Raw genomic sequence first — 20,120 nt, forward strand, 5'->3', positions numbered from 1 at the left:
GTCTCGGTGGCGGTGCGTTCGGTGAGTTCGGCGGCGGCGGTTTCGGCGTCGGTGCGGACGCGTTCGGCGTGGGCGTCGGCGGCTTCGCGGACGGCGGCAGCTTCGGCGGCGGTGCGCTCGGTGAGCTCCGCGGCGGCCGTCTCGGCTTCGGTGCGGCGCTGTTCGGCGGTCGTTTCGGCGGCTTCGAGGGCGCGTTCGGCCTCGGCCTGGAGGCGTGCGGTCTCGGTGGCGGTGCGTTCGGTGAGTTCGGCGGCGGCGGTTTCGGCGTCGGTGCGGACGCGTTCGGCGTGGGCGTCGGCGGCTTCGCGGACGGCGGCGGCCTCGGCGGCGGTGCGCTCGGTCAGTTCCGCGGCGGCCGTCTCGGCCTGCTCGCGTGCGGCCGCCGCGGCGGCCAGCTGCTCGGCGGTCTCCTCGCGCTCCCGGAGCAGCCCGGCGGCCGCCTCCTCGCGCTCGCGCCGGCTGTCCTCGCGCAGCTTCCCGGCGGCCGCCTCGGCCTCGGCCCTGGCCCGGGCCGCCTCGGTGTCGGCCTCGGTGCGCACCCGTTCGGCGTCGGACACCGCGGCGTCGCGCACCGCGTTCGCCTCGGCCTGGGCGTCGGACCGCAGCGCCTCCGCGGCGGCGTTCGCCTCCGCGCGCACCCGCTGGTCGAACTCGGTGGCCCCGCGGCGCAGTTCGGCGGTCTCGCGCTCGGCGGCGGACCGGTTCTCGGCGGCCGCGGCCTTGGCGGCGGTGAGCGCGTCCCGGCCCTGCTGCTCGGCCGCGGCGGTGGTCTTGGCGGCCTCGGCGCGGGCCCGCTCCAGGGTCTGCTCGGCCCGGCGCTGGGTCTCGGTGGCCTGCTCCTTGGCCTGCTCGCGCAGCCGCTCGATCTCGGCGGCGGCACCCGCGCGCAGCTCGTCCGCGTCCGACTTGGCCTTGGTGAGCAGCTCCTCGGCGCTCTTCGCCGACTCCTCGATCTGCAGCACCGCCTGCCGGCGGGCCTCGCCGCGCACCCGGTCGGCCTCGGCGGCGGCCTGGGAACGCAGCTCCTCCGCCTCGGCCCGCAGCCGGGCGGCCTCGTCCTGCATCTCCTGGATCCGCTCGCGGATCGCGGCGGCGTCGTCCAGGGCGGCGTTCTGGGCGGCCTCGACGGCGGCCTGAGCCTGCTCGCGCAGCCGCTCGGCCTCGGCGGCGGCCTCGGCCCGGATCCGCTCGGCCTCGGCCCCCGCGCCGGTGCGGGCGGCCTCGGCGTCCCGGCCGGCCCGCTCCAGCATCTCCTCGGCGGCCTTGGCGGCCTTGGCCAGCTGGGCGGCGGCGTCCTTGGCACCGGCCGCCCGGCCGGCCTCCTCGGCCTCGCCGCGCAGCTGCTCGGCGGCGGCCTCGGCCTGCGCCCGCAGCTCGGCGACGTCCCGGTCGGCCTGGGCGCGCAGCTCGGCGATCGCGGCCTCGGCCTCGGCGCGCAGCTGACCGGCCACCGACTCGGCGGTGGCCCGCAGCCGCTCGCTCTCCTCGGTGGCGGCGGCCTTGGCGGCCTCCGCCTGGGCCTGCTTGGTGGCGGCCTCGGCGCGGATCGCCTCGGCCTCCTTGGTGGCGTGGGCGACCATCCGGGCCACCTCGGCCCGGGCGGTCTGCGAGCGCTGCTCGTTGGCGGCCTCGCCGTCGGCGACCTTCCGCTCGGCGGCGGCCTCGGCGTCGGCCTGGAGCTGCACGGCGGCGGCCTCGGCCCGGGCCCGCAGCTCGGCGGCCTCCTGGCGGGCCCGCTCGGCCTCGGCGACGGCCTCCTCGCGCAGCCGTGCTATCTCCGCCTGGGCGTGGTCGAGCTCCTGCTGGGCACGGGCCTGCTCGGCGGCGGCGGCCTCCTTGAGCCGACCGATCTCGGCCCGGGCGTGACCCAGCTCCTGCTGGGCGGCGGCGTGCGCGGCGGCGAGCTGCTGCTGGGCCTCGCCGCGGGCGGCGTCCACGTCGGCGGCGGCCTGGGCGCCGGCCTGCTGGGCCTGCTCGGAGGCGGCCCGCAGCAGCCGCTCGGCGTCGCTCTGGGCGCGCTGGAGGGCGGCCTCGGCGGCGGCCTGGGCCTCGCCGCGGGCGGCGTCGACGTCGGCGGCGGTCTGCGCGCGGGCCTGGTCGGACAGCGCGGCGGCCTCGGCGCGGGCGGCGGCCATCATCCGGTCGGCCTCGGCGCGGGCCTCCTGCAGCAGGCGCTGGGCCTCCTGCTCGGTGCCGGCCCGGGTCTGCTCGGCCCAGCTGACGTTCTCGTTGACGTGCTGTTCGGCGCTGCGCCGCAGCTCGGCGAGCTCCTCCTCCAGCTGGCGGCGGCGGGCGGCCAGCTCGGCCTCCAGCCGGGCGGTGCGCTCGGCGGCCTCCGCCATGATCCGCTGGGTGGCGGCCTGGGAGTCGCGCAGCTGGCGCTCGGCGTCGGCACGCAGCTGCTGGGCCTGCATCTCGGCGGTGCGGAGCATCTGCTCGGCCTGGCCGGACACGGCGTCGAAGGCGCGCGGCTGGGCGAGCATGCGACGGGACTCGTGCAGCTTGGCCCGGAGCACCTCCACCTGGTAGGCGAGGTCCTCGGCATGCTCGACTGACTTGTCCCGCTCCTTCCGAGTCCGATCCATCTCGGCCTCGAACTGGGAGAGGTGATCGTCAACCTCGTAGCGGTCGTAGCCCCGCACTCCGCGGTCCCATCCATCTCCTGGTCGCGTCCTCGACCCGGCCGGTCCGCGGTCCCCTCGTCGAGGCACGGTCCGACTGGTCCTTGCATCCGCGGCCGTCCGGACGCCCTGGCCTAGCCGGGGACGCCCGCCGCGGTCGTCGGAGTCCTGGGCGTGGGAGCGCGGTCGATCCGCATTCCCCCGTCCGGGTGGACTCCTGGGCGAACTCTTGCCTTGTGGAGAATGGTGACAGATCCGTCTAGCGACTGTTCAGCCGTGCCCGCGTAATGGACTCCCCTGCGACGGGCCTCCCGCCGGGGCGGACGGGCCTGTCTTCGGCCGTGCCCGTCGGCCCCGTCCCCCGGAGTCTTCGCGCACCTGGGCATTGTAGTGGGAGCGTCTTGCGGGGGAATGGTCGCGTGGGGGTTTTCGGGGTTGCCCGCCGAGGTTACTGACGGGTCATGAGGGTGGCGGGGCGGCGGACGGCCGGATGCCGCCCCGCGCCGGCGGCGGAAACCTCAGTGCGCGTCGGACTCCGCGGCGGTGACCAGCTCGGTCAGCACCCCGCCGCAGTCCTTGGGGTGCAGGAAGGTGATCCGCGAGCCCATCGAGCCGGTGCGCGGCTGCTCGTAGAGGACCCGCACGCCCTTGGCCCGGATCTCCTCGGAGTCGGTGTCGACGTCGGCGGTGCCGAAGGCGATGTGGTGGACGCCCTCGCCGTTCTTCGCCAGCCACTTGCCGACCGGGGAGTCCTCGCGGATCGGCTCCAGCAGCTGGAGGTAGGAGGCACCGCCGTCGCCGGTGTCGTTGATCTTGAGCATGGCCTCGCGGACGCCCTGCTCCTCGTTGACCTCGCTGTGGAACACCTCGAAGCCGTAGGTGGCGCGGTAGAACTCGACCGTCTTGTCGAGGTCGTGGCAGGCGATGCCGATGTGGTCGATGCGGGTGAGCACGGGGGCCTCCGGTCTGGGGCTGGTGCGACAGGACGGCAACAGTGCAGCGCATGGCGGACGGCGGCGCCAGGGGTGAGGGTGCGAGTCCGGTCACACGGGGGGCGCGGCAGGGTTCACCCGGATCGGAGCGGCACGGTGTTGACTGGATGGTGCCAGTGCGCTCGATCACATCTTGGGTCCGGTGACGGGCGGGTAACAGGTCAGTACATTGAGCGGAATCCTCCACCTGGCCACGACGTGCGAAGGGGCTCGTCCCATGACCAACACCACCTCAGTGATCGTCGCCGGGGCACGCACCCCGATGGGCCGGCTGCTCGGCTCCCTCAAGGGCTTCTCCGGTGCCGAGCTCGGCGGCTTCGCGATCAAGGCGGCGCTGGAGCGGGCCGGCGTCACCGGCGACCAGGTCCAGTACGTGATCATGGGCCAGGTCCTGCAGGCCGGCGCCGGCCAGATCCCGGCCCGCCAGGCGGCCGTCAAGGCCGGGATCCCGATGAGCGTCCCGGCGCTCACCATCAACAAGGTGTGCCTCTCCGGCCTGGACGCCATCGCGCTGGCCGACCAGCTGATCCGGGCCGGCGAGTTCGACATCGTGGTGGCCGGCGGCCAGGAGTCCATGACCAACGCCCCGCACCTGCTGCCGAAGTCCCGCGAGGGCTACAAGTACGGCGCGATCGAGCTGCTCGACGCGATGGCGCACGACGGCCTGACCGACGCCTACGAGAACATCCCGATGGGCGAGTCCACCGAGAAGCACAACGCCCGCCTCGGCATCCCGCGCGAGGTCCAGGACGAGATCGCCGCCGCCTCGCACCAGCGGGCCGCCAAGGCGCAGGCCGACGGCGTCTTCGACGCCGAGATCGTCCCGGTGGAGATCCCGCAGCGCAAGGGCGAGCCGGTCCTGTTCAGCCAGGACGAGGGCATCCGCGCCGACACCACCGTCGAGGGCCTGGCCAGGCTGCGCCCGGCGTTCACCAAGGACGGCACCATCACCGCCGGCACCTCCTCGCAGATCTCGGACGGCGCCGCCGCCGTGGTCGTGATGAGCAGGGCCAAGGCCGAGGAGCTGGGCCTGACCTGGATCGCCGAGATCGGTGCGCACGGCAACGTCGCCGGCCCGGACAACTCGCTGCAGTCGCAGCCGTCCAACGCGATCAAGCACGCGGTCGCCAAGGAGGGCATCACGGTCGGGGACCTCGACCTGATCGAGATCAACGAGGCCTTCGCCGCCGTCGCCCACCAGTCGACGAAGGACCTCGGCGTCTCCTCCGAGATCGTCAACGTCAACGGCGGCGCCATCGCGCTCGGCCACCCGATCGGCATGTCCGGCGCCCGGGTCGTGCTGCACCTGGCGCTGGAGCTGCAGCGCCGCGGCGGCGGCGTCGGCGCGGCCGCGCTGTGCGGCGGCGGCGGCCAGGGCGACGCGCTGATCGTCCGGGTGCCCAAGGCCTGACGACCGACGCAACGACCGTTCTTCCGGGGCTGCGGACCGCCACGAGCGGTCCGCGGCCCCTCGGCGCAAGGAGCAGCCACCCATGATCGATGTGCCGACCCTGGTCGAGCAGGCCCGGCAGGGCCGTCCGCGGGCCGTCGCCCGCCTGATCTCCCTGGTCGAGAACGCCGCGCCCGAGCTGCGCGAGGTGATGGCCGCGCTGGCGCCGTACACCGGTCGGGCCTGCACCGTCGGCCTGACCGGCTCGCCGGGCGTGGGCAAGTCCACCTCCACCTCGGCGCTGGTCTCGGCCTACCGCCGGCTGGGCAAGCGGGTCGGCGTGCTGGCGGTCGACCCGTCCTCGCCGTTCTCCGGCGGCGCCCTGCTCGGTGACCGGGTCCGGATGCAGGACCACGCCACCGACCCCGAGGTGTTCATCCGCTCGATGGCCACCCGCGGCCACCTCGGCGGACTGTCCTGGGCCGCCCCGCAGGCGCTGCGGGTGCTGGACGCGGCCGGCTGCGACGTCATCCTGGTGGAGACGGTCGGTGTCGGCCAGTCCGAGGTGGAGATCGCCGCGCAGGCCGACACCACCGTGGTGCTGCTCGCCCCCGGGATGGGGGACGGCATCCAGGCCGCCAAGGCGGGGATCCTGGAGATCGGCGACGTGTTCGTGGTCAACAAGGCCGACCGGGACGGCGCCGACGCCACCGCCCGGGAGCTGAACCACATGCTCGGCCTGGGCGAGGCCCGGGAGGCGGGGGACTGGCGCCCGCCGATCGTGAAGACCGTCGCGGCCCGGGGCGAGGGCGTGGACGAGGTGGTCGAGGCGCTGGAGAAGCACCGCGCCTGGCTGGAGGAGCACGGCGAGCTGGCCGTGCGCCGCCGCCGCCGGGCCGCCGACGAGATCGAGGCGATCGCGCTGGCCGCGCTGCGCGCCCGGATCGGCGACCTGCACGGGGACCGGCAGCTGGCGGCGCTGGCCGAGCGGGTGGTGGCCGGTGAGCTGGACCCGTACGGCGCGGCCGACCGGCTGGTGGCCGGCCTGACCGCGCACTGACCCGGCCCGCGCACGACGGCCGGAGGCCGGCACCCCGCAGGAAGGGGTGCCGGCCTCCGGCCGGTCCGCTCAGCCGCGGCCGCGCAGGCCCCGCAGGTGCTCGGCGACGGGCGCCAGCGCCTCGTACATCGCGTCGAGCTGCTCGGGGGTGAAGCGGTCGATGAAGTGCGCCCGGACGCTGCGCACATGGCAGGGCGCGACCCGCTGCATGGTCTCCCAGCCCTGCTCGGTGAGGTGGGCGTAGAGGCCGCGGCGGTCACCGGGACAGTCCTGGCGCAGCACCAGCCCGGCGTTCTCCATGCGGGTGATCTGGTGCGAGAGCCGGCTCTTCGACTGGAGGGTGGCGGTGGCCAGGTCGGTCATCCGCATCCGTCGCTCGGGGGCCTCGGAGAGCACCACGAGGATCTCGTAGTCGTTGATCGCCAGGTTGTGCGGCTGGAGTTCGCGGCTGAGCTGGTAGTCCAGCAGCTTGGCGACCTCCAGGTGTGCGCGCCACAACCGCTGCTCCCTGGCGGTCAGCCAGGGGGTCTCCTCCTCGGGCGCCTCCGGCGGTGCGGCTGAGGTGTCGGCAGGGTCGATCGTGTGCGTCTCCATGGGCCCCAGGATACCGCATTTAGTTCAATGTTGTACGACTTTACCGGAGCCACATCCGGCGACCGCCGGGATCCGGCCACGGCGCGACGGGTCCGTCCGTCGCGCCGCGGCCGTGCGGTCAGAGCCCGAAACGCCGTCCGAGGTTGCCCAGGTTACCGAGACCGGGCACGTTCACGTTCGGCAGCTGGGTGCCGTGTCCCGAGGGGTGCTGGGTCGGCACCCCGCCCATCGGCACCCCGGCCTCGGCGTGCACCTGGCCGACCGCCCGCTCCGCCATCAGCACCTCGGTCGACTGCAGCAGCACCTGGCCGGCGCCGATGAACTCGAACTGGTGCTCCTCGCCGGAGGCCCCGCCCAGCCCGGTGAACCGGCGCAGCCCGCCGATAAGGCCGTGCATGTAGTCGTGGTCGTAGTGGTGGCACGGCGCCGGGCAGTCCGCCCAGCCGACCAGCGCCTGCGGGTCGACCCGGATCGGCGGCTCGACGAAGTGCACCGGCCCGTTCGAGGCGGCGACGAACTTGCCGGTGCCGATCAGGGTCAGGAAGCCCGGGATGATCGACTGCTTGAGCTTCAGGCTGGGCTCGAAGGCCAGCAGGTTCCCCGAGCGGACCGTCAGGTTCCCCTCCTCCAGGTCGTAGGAGTTGAGGTCGAAGGCCCGGTCGGCCAGCAGCAGCTTGCCGCGCCCCTCGGCGACCACCCAGTCCGCCGCGTGCATCGGGGAGTTGAAGTTGCCCATCAGCCGGTCGGCCACGCCGGCGCCGACGCCCTTGAAGGAGATGTCGCCGTAGTAGGCGATCATCTTGCCCTTCTGCAGGAAGTACGAGCCGTTGAGGTCCACCGAGAAGGCGTACGGGTTGACGTTGTCGTTGGGCGGCAGGCTGTGCGCGTCGTGCACCACCGGGCCGGAGCCGTCCTGCGCCTTGGGCAGCGGGGCCTGCGCGCCGCCGTACTGCTCCTGGGCGTACTGCTGCGGCGGCTGGGCGGGGTAGCCCTGCGGCGGGGGCGGCGGGTAGCCGCCCTGCTGGGGGTAGCCCTGCGGCGGGTACGGCTGCCCCTGCGGGGGATAGGGCTGACCCTGGGGCGGGTACGGCTGTCCCTGCGGGGGGTACGGCTGGCCCGGCGGCGGGTAGCCGGGCGGCGGGGCGGCGGGGTAGCCGGGCTGGGTCGGCTGGCCGTACGGGTCCTGGGGCTGCCCGTACGGGGGCTGCGGCGGGTAGGACATCAGAGCTTCTCCTCGCTCGCCTGCACGTACACCGTGCCGTTCCCGGACAGCTCCAGCTGGAACGCCTCGCCGGAACCGCGGCCGATCATGTCGCGCCACCCGAGCGCGGTGGACAGCTTGTTCTGGACCTGGCCGCGGTGCGCGACATAGGCCTGCGGGTCGACGTGCACCGGCTGGTGCGGGGTGATCGGCAGCTCGAAGACGCCGCCGTGCGCCATCACCGCGATCGAGCCGTGGCCGTCCAGCTTGGTGGTGAACAGGCCCTGGCCGGTCACCTGGCCGCGGACCATGCCCATCACGCCGCCCTGCGAGCCCATGAACATGGTGGACTGCTGCAGCGAGCCCTCGAAGGCCAGCAGCCGGTCCGCCTCGACGTACAGGGTGTCGCCGGTCAGGTCGATCACGTGCACGTGGTGGCCGCCGTGGCCGAACATCACGCTGCCCTGGCCCTCGACGGTCATCAGCGGGGTGTCCTCGTTGGCCACCCGGCGCCCGATCATCGACATCACGCCGCCCTGGCCGCCGGTGATGTTCGGCGTGAACTTCACCTCGCCGGTGTACGCGAGCATCGCGCCGCGCTGGCTGAACAGCCGCTGGCCCGGCACGACCCGGGCCTCGATCATCTTGTTGTTGATCTTCGTGAAGGCCATCAGACGTCCCCCCCGACGGTCAGCTTCTCGGAGGGCTGCACGTAGACCAGGCCCTCGCCGGTGAACTCCACCTGGACGGCCTCGCCGCCGCCCTCGCCGATGAAGGTGCTCCAGCCGGCGCCGGACTTGATGGAGCGGTTGAGGTTGCCGGTGTGGGCGACGTACGCGCCGGGGTCGACCCGCAGCGGCATGCCCTGCGAGACCCGCAGGATGATCGCCGGTCCCTGGGAGGTGACGGCGGCCCACCCGTGGCCCTCGACCTTGGTGGTGAACAGGCCGTTGCCGGAGGACACGCCGTTCAGGCCGGTGAAGGTGGTGCCGGTCCTCAGCGTGCCCTCGGTGCAGAGCAGATTGTCGGACTCGACGTAGAGCGTCTCGCCGTTCAGCCGCACGAGGTTGATCTCGGTGGCCTGGTCGGCGAAGTAGCAGGTGCCCTGTCCCTTCACCTCCATGACGGTCATCTGCTCGCCGGTGAGCCGGCGGGTGACCATGCCGCGCAGGCCGTCACCGCCGCCGCTGAGCTTCTTGAAGTTCATCTGGCCCGTGTAGGCGACCATGGAGCCGTTCTTGGCCTTCACGGAGTCGCCGGTCATGTCGACGGCGAGCGTCTTTGACCCCTGGAGTCGAAACTGTGCCACGGCCGCAATCTAGCGGTCGGCGGCCGCGGTGGGGGAGAGGGCGAGGGTGTTCTGGTACGCGTCTGCGACAAAGCGGGCGGCCGGTGCGGGCCGCCACCCCGGCGGCGGGTTCGGACGTGTGCTCGGTGATAATGGAGCGAATCCTTGTGAGTCCGTTCACAAGCGATCTCCGAGCCCCCCGCGTATCGAGGTACCCATCGTGAACAGCAGCGCCGTCCACCGCCTGCGCCTGGTCTCCGGCCCCGAAGGGGTCTCCTTCCTGCTCCTGCTGCTCTGCTCGGTGCTCAAGCGCACCACCGACTTCAATGCCGTGCCGGTGATGGGCATGATCCACGGGATCCTGTTCATCCTGTACGTGGTCTTCTGGATCATGGCGTGGCAGACGCAGAAGTGGGACGTCAAGCGCGGCGCCCTGCTGTTCGTCCTCTCGGTGCTGCCCGGCGGGGGCTTCGTGGCCGAGCGGATGCTCGCCAAGGAGGAGCGCGGCGAGGCCCTGGCGCCGGCCGCGGCCTGACCCCTCCCCCGAACGTGCCGGCAGGCTGCCGGGGCCTCCTCTCCCAATGGGCCCCGGCAGCCTGCCGTCTTTCCGGTGGTGGTCAGTCGACGGTCAGTTGACGCCCACCGCGCTCCAGGCCGCGGCCACCGTCTTGTACTCGGGGGTGTTGACGCCGCCGAAGAGGTCCGCCGCGGCGGACAGCGTGCCGGTGCGGGCGCCCTTGTAGTTGGTGCTGGAGGTGAAGTACACGGTCAGCGCCCGGTACCAGATGGCGGCGGCCTTGTCGCGGCCGATGCCGGTGACGGTCGAGCCGTTGGAGGTCGGGCTGTTGTAGGTGACGCCGTTGATGGTCTTGGTCCCGCTGCCCTCGCTGGCCAGGTAGAACCAGTGGTTGGCCACGCCCGAGGAGTAGTGGACGTCGATGCTGCCGATGCCGGAGTACCAGGTGTCCTTGGACGAGCCGTCCTTGGAGGGCTTGTCCAGGTAGCGCAGCGGCTGGCCGTTGCCGAAGATGTTGATCTTCTCGCCGATGAGGTAGTCCGGCACGTCGACCGGCAGGTTGGCGTACCACTCGACCATGGTGCCGAAGATGTCCGAGGTGGCCTCGTTGAGGCCGCCGGACTCACCGGAGTAGGTCAGGTTGGCGGTCGCCGAGGTGACGCCGTGGCTCATCTCGTGGCCGGCCACGTCGAGGGCGGTCAGCGGGTTGACGTTGCCGCTGCCGTCGCCGTAGGTCATGCAGAAGCAGGAGTCCTGCCAGAAGGCGTTGACGTAGGCGTTGCCGTAGTGCACCCGGTTGCTGGCGCCGACGCCGTTGTTCTTGATGCCGGTGCGGTTGTAGGTGTTCTTGTAGAAGTCCCAGGTGACGCCTGTGCCGAACTGCGCGTCGACCGCGGCGGACTGGGTGTCGGAGGCGGTGCCGTTGCCCCAGTTGTTGTCCGCGTCGGTGTACAGCGCGTTGCTGCTCTTGGCGTTGCCGGTCCACTGGTTGCCGCGGGACGGGTCCTTGAGCTGGTAGGTGGAGCCGCTCTGGGTGGTGTTGAGGGTGACGGTGCCGACGTGCACGCCCTTGCCGGTGCCGTTGACGGTCTGCACCTCCTCGTGGGTGGAGAGCACCTGGCCGGTGGCGGCGTCGGTGAGCAGCCGCTGGCTGCTCGGGGTGCCGTCGGCCCGCTCGCCGTGGACCACGGTCTGGTAGGCCAGCCGCGGGCTGCCGTCGCCCGCCCAGACCACCAGGGAGGGGGTGCTCGCGCCGTCGACCCTGGTGACCGGGGAGGCGTCCTTGTCGGTCGGGGCGATGCCGACGGTGGCCCGGACCGAGGCGACGGCCTGGTCGGAGGCGGCGGCGGAGGAGAGCGCCGGGGTGAGGCTCGGCAGCGCGAGCCGGCCGTCGAAGGCCCGGTCCACCGCGGTGATCGTGCCGTTGGCCTTCTGGTGGACGACGAGGTCGCCGCCGAGGACCGGCAGGCCGGCGTAGGTGCGGTCGTAGCGCAGGTGGCGGGTGCCGTTGGCGTCGACCACCACGTCCTTCACGACCAGCTGCTCCTGGCCGCCGAGGGCGAGCGCCCTGGCGACCGGCGCGGCCTGCTGCCCGGCCAGCGCGATGAGCGACGCCTGCTGCGGGACGGGCGCGGCCTGGGCCGGGGCGGCGGCGACCTGGATGGCGCCGGCCAGCAGGGCGGAGGCGGAGAGTACGGCGCCGGCTGTCAGCTTTCGCTTCACGAGCGGGTTCCTTCCACGAAACCGCGGGTGCGCGGTCACGCCTCGTACCGGGGCGCCGGGGTTGGCGCCAGGGGGCGGTAGGGCGCTGACGTGCTGCTCCCGTGCGGCCTGACGCGTCGTCGATGGGTGGGGGCGACGGGCGTCCGGACGGGGCTTTGGACAGAAGCATGACAATGCAGGTCGTGAAAGGACAGGGTGCCGCCGGGGATTGGCCAGGTCTCGCCAAGTCCCTTACGGGTGATGGGGGGTGGGACAGGTGACCGGTATGTCCGGATGGGGCCGCTGGCGGGATCCCGCCAGCCGTTGGACTTGTCGACCCGGGCCCGCGTTGCTACGCGGGCGAATGACGAGGCGTCCGGGGCCCGCCTCCCGTCGGGGACCCCGGACGCCTGCCGCGCGGCCGTCAGTTGACGTTGACGCCGCTCCACGCGGCCGCCACCGCGTTGTACTCGGCGCTGCCCGCGCCGTAGAGGTCGGCCGCCGCGCTCAGGGTGCCGGTGCGGGCCGCCTTGTAGTTGGTGGTCGAGGTGAAGTAGACGGTCAGCGCCCGGTACCAGATGGCGGCGGCCTTGTCGCGGCCGATGCCGGTGACGGTCGAGCCGTTGGAGGTCGGGCTGTTGTAGCTGACGCCGTTGATGGTCCTGGCGCCGCTGCCCTCGGCCAGCAGGTAGAAGAAGTGGTTGCCCACGCCCGAGGAGTAGTGGACGTCGAGGCCGCCCACCGAGGAGGACCAGGAGTCGGCCGAGCCGCCGTCCTTGGAGGGCTTGTCCATGTAGCGCAGCGGGGTGCCGTCGCCGTTGATGTCGATCTCCTCGCCGATGAGGTAGTCCGGCGGGTCGGCGGGGAGGTTGGCGGACCACTCGACCATGGTGCCGAAGATGTCCGAGGTGGCCTCGTTGAGGCCGCCGGACTCACCCGAGTAGTTCAGGCCGGCGGTGGCCGAGGTGACGCCGTGGGTCATCTCGTGGCCCGCGACGTCCAGCGCGGTCAGCGGGTTGGTGTTGTTGGCGCCGTCGCCGTAGGTCATGCAGAAGCAGGAGTCGTTCCAGAAGGCGTTGACGTAGTTCCTGCCGTAGTGGACCCGGCTGGTGGCGCCGACGCCGTTGTTCTTGATGCCGTTGCGGCCGAAGGTGTTCTTGTAGTAGTCCCAGGTGGCCGCCGCGCCGAACTGGGCGTCCACCGCGGCCGACTGGCGGTTGGCGGCGGTGCCGTCGCCCCACGCGTTGTCGGTGTCGGTGAACAGGGTGCCGGAGCCGGAGGTCTTGCCCTTGAGGTCGCTGGTGGACTGGCCGCCGCGCGAGGCGTCCTTGAGCGAGTAGGACGAGCTGCCCTGGGTGGTGGTCAGCGGGACGGTGCCGACGAAGACGCCGGTGCCGGTGCCGGAGGCGGTCTGCACCTGCTCGTGGCTGGACAGCACCTGGCCGGTGGCGGCGTCGGTGACCAGCAGCAGGCTGCTGGGGGTGCCGTCGGCGCGCACGCCCTCCACGGTGGTGCGGTAGGCCAGCCGCGGGTTGCCGTCGGCGGCCCAGACGACCAGCTGGGCGGCGCCGGCCCGGTGGACCCGGGTGATCGGGGACTCGTCCTTGTCGGCGGCGATGCCCGCGGTGGACGCCACCGCGCCGGAGGCCTGGTCGGCGGCCCGGTCGGCGGGGATCGCCGGGGTCAGGCTCGGCACCGATATCCGCGCGGCGACGGCCTTGTCGACCGCCTTGACGGCGCCGTCGGCACCCTGGTGCACGACCAGGTCGCCGCCGAGCACCGGCAGACCGGCGTAGGTGCGCTCGAAGCGGAGGTGGCGCGTGCCGTCGGCGTCCACCACGGCGTCCTTGGCGACCAGCTTCTCCTGGCCGCCCAGGCCGAGGGCACCGGTCAGCGGGCCGGCCTGGCCGTTCGCCAGCGCGATCAGGCCGGCGCGGTGCTCCGCGGCCTGCGCCTGGACGGAGGGGGTGGGAGTGGCCTGGGCGGCGGTGCTCACCTGGATGACGCCGGTGAGGAGGGCGGTGGCGGAGAGTACGGCGACGGCTGCGAGCTTTCGCTTCACGTACAGGTCCTTCCGGGAAACCGCGTGTGCGCGGTCGCGCCGCGCTCCGGGGTGCCGGGGTTGGCACCTGAGGGGCGGAACGGGCGCTGACGTGCTGCTCCGTGCGGTCCACGGCGGTCACCGGCGAGTGGGGCGGTGGCCACCGGACGGGGCTGGCGGAAAGCATGACAATCCATCACGTGAAATGACAGGTCTCGTTCATGGATTGGCCAGGTTCCGCCAGTGCGACGGAAGGTGAACGGAGTGACAAAAGGGGTGAATCACCCCGTCCTTCGGCGGGTTACCACCCGAACCGCCGCCCGGCAGCGGGGCGGGCGGCGTCGAGGGGGGTCGATCGCGGCCCCCGCAGGGGAGGTCGGCGCCCGTTCACACCCCCGCAACGTGCTGGTCCGGACCTGACGGACCGCTTGGCGGGTTCCCGCCACGTGTCGCGCTTGTCCACCATCAGGACGCCTGGTAGCCCCCGCCCCGCCCGCCGGTACGGTAAGGAGGTGGCCAAGCCCCTCGCACTCGACTTCGACCCGATCGCCCGTGCCGACGAGCTGTGGACCCGCCGCTGGGGGACCGTCCCCGCGATGGCGGCGATCACCTCGATCATGCGGGCGCACCAGATCCTGCTCTCCCGCGTGGACGCGGTCCTCAAGCCGTACGGGCTGACCTTCGCCCGCTACGAGGCGCTCGTCCTGCTCACCTTCAGCCGGACCGGCGAACTGTCGCTCTCCAAGATCGGCGAGCGCCTCATGGTCCACCCGACCAGCGTCACCAACACCGTCGACCGCCTGGAGCGGGCCGGCCTGGTGGCCCGCCGCCCCAACCCGCTGGACGGCCGCGGCGTGCTCGCCGCGATCACCGACCGGGGCCGCGAGGTCGTCGAGGGCGCCACCCGGGAGCTCATGACGATGGAGTTCGGCCTGGAGGAGTACGACGCCGACCAGTGCCGCGAGGTCTTCGACCTGCTGCGCCCGCTGCGGGTGGCGGCGGGCGACTTCGCCGAGCCGCCGGGCGAGGGGCCTGCGCTGCCGGAGGCGTGAGGGCGGCTACCCTCGTGTGAGCGGTGCGCGGATCAGGACGTACCCCCCCGATGCTGCCGAGCGAGGCGATGTAGACGATGAAGGCGACCCCCCTGCTGGGCTGGTACCGCGCCCTGGCCATTGCGACCGGTGTGGCGCTGCTGGTGTTCTGCGGCTTCATGGTCGCGAAGTACGGCTTCGACGCGGCCGAGGACCTGACCACCTACGTCGCGATGCTGCACGGCTACCTCTACATCGGGTACTTCGTGGTGACCTTCATGCTCGGCCAGAAGCTGAAGTGGCCGCTGGGCCGGATGGTCTTCTTCCTGGCCGCCGGCTGCATCCCGTTCGCCTCCTTCGTCGCCGAGCGCAAGGTGGTCGCCGAGGCCGCCGCCAAGCTGCCCTCCGGCGACGCCGCCCGCCAGCCGGCCGGCGTCTGAGCCGCGGAGCCCTCGGGGCGCCCTTCCCCGCACGGGGGAGGGCGCCCTTTCCGTTCGTCCCGGCACTCCGGGCGCGGTGTCCGTCGACAAGTACTAGGACGTCCGAGTAAATTAGTAGGACGTCCTAACAGCTGTGCCGCCCGCTGGCGTGGCGGCCGTACGGAGCGGAGTTCGGGGTCATGGACGCCGAGGAGATCGAGCGCGGACGGCAGCGCTGGCAGCAGCGGTACGACAGCGCCCGCAAGCGGGACGCGGACTTCACCACCCTCTCCGGGGACGAGGTCGAGCCGGTCTACGGCCCGGCCCCCGGGCAGGCCCACGAGGGCTTCGAGCGGATCGGCTGGCCCGGCGAGTACCCCTACACCCGCGGCCTGCACCCGACCGGCTACCGCGGCCGGACCTGGACCATCCGCCAGTTCGCCGGCTTCGGCAACGCCGAGCAGACCAACGAGCGGTACCGGATGATCCTGGAGGCGGGCGGCGGCGGCCTCTCGGTCGCCTTCGACATGCCCACCCTGATGGGCTACGACTCCGACGACCCGCGCTCGCTCGGCGAGGTGGGCCACTGCGGCGTGGCCATCGACTCCGCCGCCGACATGGAGGTGCTGTTCCGCGGCATCCCGCTCGGCGAGGTCACCACCTCGATGACGATCAGCGGCCCGGCGGTGCCGATCTTCTGCATGTACCTGGTGGCCGCCGAGCGGCAGGGCGTCGACCCGGCGGTGCTCAACGGCACCCTGCAGACCGACATCTTCAAGGAGTACATCGCCCAGAAGGAGTGGCTCTTCGCGCCCGAGCCGCACCTGCGCCTGATCGGCGACCTGATGGAGTACTGCGCCGAGGGGATCCCGGCGTACAAGCCGCTCTCGGTCTCCGGCTACCACATCCGCGAGGCCGGGGCGACGGCCGCGCAGGAGCTGGCGTACACCCTGGCCGACGGCTTCGCCTACGTCGAACTGGGCCTGTCCCGCGGTCTGGACGTGGACGTCTTCGCGCCGGGCCTGTCCTTCTTCTTCGACGCGCACCTCGACTTCTTCGAGGAGATCGCCAAGTTCCGCGCCGCCCGCCGGATCTGGGCCCGCTGGATGCGCGACCGGTTCGGCGCGAAGAGCGACAAGGCCCAGTGGCTGCGGTTCCACACCCAGACCGCCGGGGTCTCGCTCACCGCCCAGCAGCCGTACAACAACGTGGTCCGCACCGCGGTCGAGGCGCTCTCGGCGGTGCTCGGCGGCACCAACTCGCTGCACACCAACGCCCTGGACGAGACCCTGGCGCTGCCCTCCGAGCAGGCCGCCGAGATCGCCCTGCGCACCCAGCAGGTGCTGATGGAGGAGACCGGCGTCACCAACGTGGCCGACCCGCTGGGCGGTTCCTGGTACGTCGAGGCGCTGACCGACCGGATCGAGCAGCAGGCCGAGGAGATCTTCCGGCGGATCCTGGACAAGGGCCGCGAGGACCACCCGATCGGCCCGATCACCTCCGGCATCCTGCGCGGGATCGAGGACGGCTGGTTCACCGGCGAGATCGCCGAGGCCGCCTTCCAGTACCAGCAGGCGGTGGAGAAGGGCGAGAAGCGGGTCGTCGGCGTCAACTGCCACCCGCGCAGCGTCACCCCCGAGCTGGAGATCCTGCGGGTCAGCCACGAGGTGGAGCGTGAGCAGGTCCGGGGGCTGGGTGCGCGCAAGGCGGCCCGGGACGAGGCCGCGGTCCGGGCCGGGCTGGACGCGATGCTGGCCGCCGCGCGGTCCGGCGCGTCGATGATCCCGCCGATGCTGGACGCGGTGCGGGCCGAGGCCACCCTGGGCGAGATCTGCAACGCGCTGCGCGAGGAGTGGGGGATCTACCGGGAGGCCGCCCGGTTCTGAGCCCGTCCCCGCGTGCGGAGGCCGCCCGGCACCCCTCCGAGGGGCGCCGGGCGGCCTCGGTGCGTTTCCGGGCCGCCCCCGGTCGTACCGGCCGCCCTCAGCCGGTCGGCGGGACCGGGAAGGTGCCGAGCAGCAGGCTTGTGAAGCGCCGGGTCCACTCGGGGGTGATCGGCTCGCCGCTGACCAGCACCCGGTGCTCGACCGTCCCGGCGATGGTGTCGAAGATGATGTCGACCTCTTCGCGGGCGGCCGCCTCGTCGCCGTCCGGGGCCAGCTCGCCGCGTGCCTGGGCGGCCGCGCGGCCCTGCCGGACGAGCCGCTTCTGCGGATCGACGATCGCCTCCCGGATCCGCCGGCGCAGCTGCCGGTCGCGGGTGCCCTCGGCGAACAGGGCGAGCAGCGCCGCCTGGCTCTCCGGGCGGGCCAGCAGCTCGGCGAACTGGGCCACCACCGCCTCGATGTCGGCCTGGAGGCTGCCCAGGTCGGGCATCACCAGCTCGTCGAAGAGGCTGGCGACCGCGTCCACCACCAGTTCGTTCTTGGACGGCCAGCGGCGGTACAGGGTGGTCTTGGCGACGCCGGCGCGGGTCGCCACGTCGCCCATGGTGAGCCCGCCCCAGCCGAGTTCGGCGAGGGCCGCGCGGGTGGCGTCCAGGATGGCGCGGTCGGCGGCGGCGCTGCGCGGGCGGCCCTTGGTCCGGGGGGCGGCTTCCGGGCTCTCCGGGACGGGTGGCTGGGGGGCCGGCACCGGGCCTCCTTGCGATTTACCGGTAAGTAACTTGGGTGGGGCTGGTAACGGTAGCGACTGTTGCGTGTCCAGGTCAGCCGGGCCGTGCGGGAAAGTGGCCCACCTCACGTCCGGCGGGGGCGGGCAGGGGTTGCGGTGGGTGCCCGGGGTCCAGTTACGCTACGACTCGTAGCGAAAGCGACGACCAGGCGCCGCGTCCCCGTGGGACGGGAGCGGCGCGGGCGCGGATGGGGATCCGCGCCGAACGGTTCAGGCTATCGGGGAGCGGCTCCGCCACTCCGGGAATCGGTACCGCGCAGCCCGCGCGGGGCGTTTTCCGGGAGGTTGGTGCCCACCAGCGGCGCGGGCGGGGGAGGATGGTGCCATGCAGCCACGGAATTCTCGTCTCAACAGTGCCGCCCTGCGTGGTGCGGTCGACCTCGCCGCGGTGAAGGCAGCCGGCGAGGCTGCCCAGAAGGCCGAGCAGGCCAGGGCCGAGCGGGCCCGCCAGGCGGCCGCCGGCGAGGCCGGGGACGCCCCGGCCGGAGCGGCCGGATACCCGCTCGTCATCGACGTCACCGAGGACACCTTCGAGGCCGAGGTGGTCCAGCGGTCCGCCGAGGTGCCGGTGGTCGTCGACTTCTGGGCCGAGTGGTGCGGGCCCTGCAAGCAGCTCAGCCCGATCCTGGAGCGCCTGGCCGAGGAGTACGCCGGCCGGATCGTGCTCGCCAAGATCGACGTCGACGCCAACCAGCTGATCGCCCAGCAGTTCGGCATCCAGGGCATCCCGGCCGTGATGGCCGTGGTGGCCGGCCAGCTGGTCCCGCTGTTCCAGGGCGCCGAGAACGAGGCCAACGTCCGCAAGGTGCTGGACCAGCTGATCCTCGTCGCCGAGCAGCGCTTCGGCATCGTCGGCACCGGCGGCGCGCCCGTCGAGGGCGGCGCGGAGGCCGCCGCCCCGCGCCGGCCGGAGGACCCGGCGCTGGCCGCGGCCCACGACGCGCTCGACCAGGGGGACCTGGGCGGGGCGATCCGTGCCTACCAGAACGTGCTGGCCGACCAGCCGGGCAACACCGAGGCCAAGGTCGGCCTCGCCCAGGCCCAGCTGCTCCAGCGGGTCGAGGGCCTGGACCTCCAGGCCGTCCGGGCGGCCGCCGCGGCCGACCCGAAGGACGTCGGGGCCCAGCTGCGGGCGGCCGACCTGGACCTGGTCGGCGGCCACGTCGAGGACGCCTTCGGCCGGCTGGTGGCGACGGTCGGCAAGACCTTCGGCGAGGACCGGGACGCCGCCCGGCTGCGGCTGCTGGAGCTGTTCGAGGTGATCGGCCCGGAGGACCCGAGGGTCACCGCGGCGCGCCAGGCGCTGGCCCGGGTGCTGTTCTGAAGTCCCGCCGGTGACACGGCTGATGACCTGCGGTGCCGCTGGTGATTTGGCGACAATCCGGTCATCGGCTCTGAGGTTTACCAAATCTTGACAACACCCGTGGACGGTCACGACATGTGACCGTCCACGGGTGTTTCACTGATGTTTCCGAGGGATTTCGCCCCCACGAATCCTCCATTTCGTCACTCTGCGTGCCCGTGGCGCCGATTTCATGATCATTCGCGCCCGTGTGGGATTACCCGTCAGTAATGCGACCTCTTGTGCTTCGTCCGGGATTCGAGCAGCATCGGCACGCCCGGTCCCCACACTTCGACCCCCGCCGGCAGCCGGTCGGCGGACCCGGAGGAGGGGATCCCCACCGGGCGGCCGGCGGTCCTGCCGCCGGCGAGAGGGCAGGGGGGTGTCCGCTCCCACGGCGGTTCCTGTCCTTCGCACGGCCGCGCTGCCCGCGCGGTCGCTGGTTGTCGCTCGGGGGGACCGTCCGTGTCGTCACGGCGCTCTCCGCTACCGAGGACGTAGCTCTCTCCCATCCCAGGCCCCCGTCGGTGCGGATCCCGCCACCGGGGGGCCGGAGATGTACGTCCCAGAAGGAGGACACGCATGTCCAAGACCTACGGCAAGACCCGCTGGAAGCGCTTCGCCCTGGTGATGGTGCCGAGCCTCGCGGCCACCGCCGCCGTCGGCGTCGGCCTGGCGAACAGCGCGCTGGCCGCCTCGTTCAGCATCTCGGGCCAGCAGTTCAAGGTCTCCGCCAAGGAGCTGCACGGCACCAACTTCGCGCAGTTCGGCTCGATCGACGTGCAGACCGACAAGACGACCCACCCGGTCGCGGTCTCGGCCTTCGACACCGCCCGGATCAAGGGCCTGTGCCAGTCGCTGGTCACCGACCCCAACGTGATCCCGCTGCCCTTCAAGCTCCCGAAGGTCACCCTGCGCCTGGAGGCCGGCGACAGCGACCAGAAGGAGCGTCAGGTCGACGCCGCCAACCTGCTGATCGACCTCGACTCCCTGGAGGCCGACGCCGAGTTCGGCAACATCAACATCGGCCAGGACGCCTCCACCCTCAAGGGCGAGGCGACCAAGCACTGGACGTCCGCGCTCGGCTCCGGCCTGCCCAGCGGCAAGACCGGTTTCGCGCAGGCCGCCGACACCGCCGACCTGACCGGTGTGAAGCAGACCGCGTGGGCCACCTCGGCGGGCACCTTCAAGCTCCGCGGCCTGAAGCTCAACCTCTACACCGACGACAGCCACGAGTGCTTCTGAGCCGG

At 72.6% G+C, this 20,120-nt stretch carries 17 protein-coding genes; 8 read left to right on the forward strand and 9 right to left on the reverse strand.

Annotated features, from left to right (window positions below; genetic code table 11):
* Together ACFVVL_RS22705 and mce are read right to left on the reverse strand one after the other, a co-directional pair.
* Window positions 1-2,585 (reverse strand): hypothetical protein (locus ACFVVL_RS22705; protein ID WP_387677967.1); only part of this gene is annotated, 2,585 nt, incomplete at its 3' end.
* 554 nt (window positions 2,586-3,139) lie between these two features.
* Window positions 3,140-3,574 (reverse strand): methylmalonyl-CoA epimerase, encoded by a 435-nt coding sequence (gene mce / locus ACFVVL_RS22710; RefSeq protein WP_380286705.1) that lies wholly within the window; start codon window positions 3,572-3,574, stop codon window positions 3,140-3,142.
* Window positions 3,575-3,830: 256 nt separating this feature from the next.
* Here mce and ACFVVL_RS22715 point away from each other — a divergent pair, with 256 nt between their 5' ends.
* Both ACFVVL_RS22715 and meaB read left to right on the forward strand, forming a co-directional pair.
* The gene (locus ACFVVL_RS22715; protein ID WP_380286704.1) at window positions 3,831-5,024 is read left to right on the forward strand and encodes an acetyl-CoA C-acetyltransferase; all 1,194 of its coding nucleotides are present in this window, start codon (window positions 3,831-3,833) and stop codon (window positions 5,022-5,024) included.
* Window positions 5,025-5,106: 82 nt separating this feature from the next.
* Window positions 5,107-6,063 (forward strand): methylmalonyl Co-A mutase-associated GTPase MeaB, encoded by a 957-nt coding sequence (gene meaB / locus ACFVVL_RS22720; protein WP_380286703.1) that lies wholly within the window; start codon window positions 5,107-5,109, stop codon window positions 6,061-6,063.
* A gap of 69 nt (window positions 6,064-6,132) precedes the next feature.
* Here the strand turns inward: meaB and ACFVVL_RS22725 are convergent, their stop codons facing one another.
* From ACFVVL_RS22725 to ACFVVL_RS22740, 4 genes are all read right to left on the reverse strand, one after another.
* Window positions 6,133-6,657 (reverse strand): MarR family winged helix-turn-helix transcriptional regulator, encoded by a 525-nt coding sequence (locus tag ACFVVL_RS22725; RefSeq protein ID WP_387677972.1) that lies wholly within the window; start codon window positions 6,655-6,657, stop codon window positions 6,133-6,135.
* A 118-nt stretch (window positions 6,658-6,775) separates the two neighbouring features.
* A complete protein-coding gene (locus tag ACFVVL_RS22730; RefSeq protein WP_380286771.1) occupies window positions 6,776-7,585 on the reverse strand; it encodes an AIM24 family protein in 810 nt (269 codons plus the stop codon).
* A gap of 293 nt (window positions 7,586-7,878) precedes the next feature.
* Window positions 7,879-8,529, reverse strand: coding sequence for an AIM24 family protein (locus tag ACFVVL_RS22735; RefSeq protein ID WP_380286701.1), 651 nt, complete (start codon window positions 8,527-8,529; stop codon window positions 7,879-7,881).
* Complete coding sequence (locus tag ACFVVL_RS22740; RefSeq protein ID WP_380286700.1) at window positions 8,529-9,167, reverse strand: AIM24 family protein; 639 nt, start codon at window positions 9,165-9,167, stop codon at window positions 8,529-8,531. The genes ACFVVL_RS22735 and ACFVVL_RS22740 overlap by 1 nt, the downstream gene beginning before the upstream one ends.
* Window positions 9,168-9,363: 196 nt before the next feature.
* Here ACFVVL_RS22740 and ACFVVL_RS22745 point away from each other — a divergent pair, with 196 nt between their 5' ends.
* Window positions 9,364-9,681 carry a DUF3817 domain-containing protein gene (locus ACFVVL_RS22745; protein ID WP_380286769.1) on the forward strand — a complete coding sequence of 106 codons (318 nt, stop codon included), beginning with the start codon at window positions 9,364-9,366 and terminating at the stop codon, window positions 9,679-9,681.
* A 93-nt stretch (window positions 9,682-9,774) separates the two neighbouring features.
* Here the strand turns inward: ACFVVL_RS22745 and ACFVVL_RS22750 are convergent, their stop codons facing one another.
* Both ACFVVL_RS22750 and ACFVVL_RS22755 read right to left on the reverse strand, forming a co-directional pair.
* Window positions 9,775-11,385 (reverse strand): M4 family metallopeptidase, encoded by a 1,611-nt coding sequence (locus ACFVVL_RS22750; RefSeq protein ID WP_387677975.1) that lies wholly within the window; start codon window positions 11,383-11,385, stop codon window positions 9,775-9,777.
* Between the two features lie 403 nt (window positions 11,386-11,788).
* The gene (locus ACFVVL_RS22755; RefSeq protein ID WP_380286698.1) at window positions 11,789-13,426 is read right to left on the reverse strand and encodes a M4 family metallopeptidase; all 1,638 of its coding nucleotides are present in this window, start codon (window positions 13,424-13,426) and stop codon (window positions 11,789-11,791) included.
* A gap of 491 nt (window positions 13,427-13,917) precedes the next feature.
* Here ACFVVL_RS22755 and ACFVVL_RS22760 point away from each other — a divergent pair, with 491 nt between their 5' ends.
* The 3 genes from ACFVVL_RS22760 to ACFVVL_RS22770 all read left to right on the forward strand — a co-directional run bounded on the left by ACFVVL_RS22760 (window position 13,918) and on the right by ACFVVL_RS22770 (window position 16,741).
* Entirely contained in the window at window positions 13,918-14,457 is a 540-nt protein-coding gene (locus ACFVVL_RS22760) for a MarR family winged helix-turn-helix transcriptional regulator (RefSeq protein ID WP_380286697.1), read from the forward strand.
* A 77-nt stretch (window positions 14,458-14,534) separates the two neighbouring features.
* A complete protein-coding gene (locus ACFVVL_RS22765) occupies window positions 14,535-14,876 on the forward strand; it encodes a DUF3817 domain-containing protein (protein ID WP_380286696.1) in 342 nt (113 codons plus the stop codon).
* Window positions 14,877-15,055: 179 nt separating this feature from the next.
* Window positions 15,056-16,741 (forward strand): methylmalonyl-CoA mutase, encoded by a 1,686-nt coding sequence (locus ACFVVL_RS22770; protein WP_387677979.1) that lies wholly within the window; start codon window positions 15,056-15,058, stop codon window positions 16,739-16,741.
* Window positions 16,742-16,838: 97 nt separating this feature from the next.
* Here the strand turns inward: ACFVVL_RS22770 and ACFVVL_RS22775 are convergent, their stop codons facing one another.
* On the reverse strand, window positions 16,839-17,489 hold the full coding sequence (locus ACFVVL_RS22775; protein WP_387677981.1) for a TetR/AcrR family transcriptional regulator: 651 nt from the start codon (window positions 17,487-17,489) through the stop codon (window positions 16,839-16,841).
* A gap of 364 nt (window positions 17,490-17,853) precedes the next feature.
* Between ACFVVL_RS22775 and trxA the strand changes: the two genes are divergently transcribed.
* Together trxA and ACFVVL_RS22785 are read left to right on the forward strand one after the other, a co-directional pair.
* On the forward strand, window positions 17,854-18,852 hold the full coding sequence (gene trxA / locus ACFVVL_RS22780) for a thioredoxin (protein ID WP_387677984.1): 999 nt from the start codon (window positions 17,854-17,856) through the stop codon (window positions 18,850-18,852).
* Window positions 18,853-19,452: 600 nt separating this feature from the next.
* Window positions 19,453-20,115: a DUF6230 family protein gene (locus tag ACFVVL_RS22785; protein WP_380286692.1), complete on the forward strand. Its 663-nt coding sequence runs from the start codon at window positions 19,453-19,455 to the stop codon at window positions 20,113-20,115.
* The last annotated feature ends 5 nt before the right edge of the window (window positions 20,116-20,120 follow it).

Source organism: Kitasatospora sp. NPDC058115, from assembly GCF_042884635.1.
Lineage (GTDB): Bacteria > Actinomycetota > Actinomycetes > Streptomycetales > Streptomycetaceae > Kitasatospora.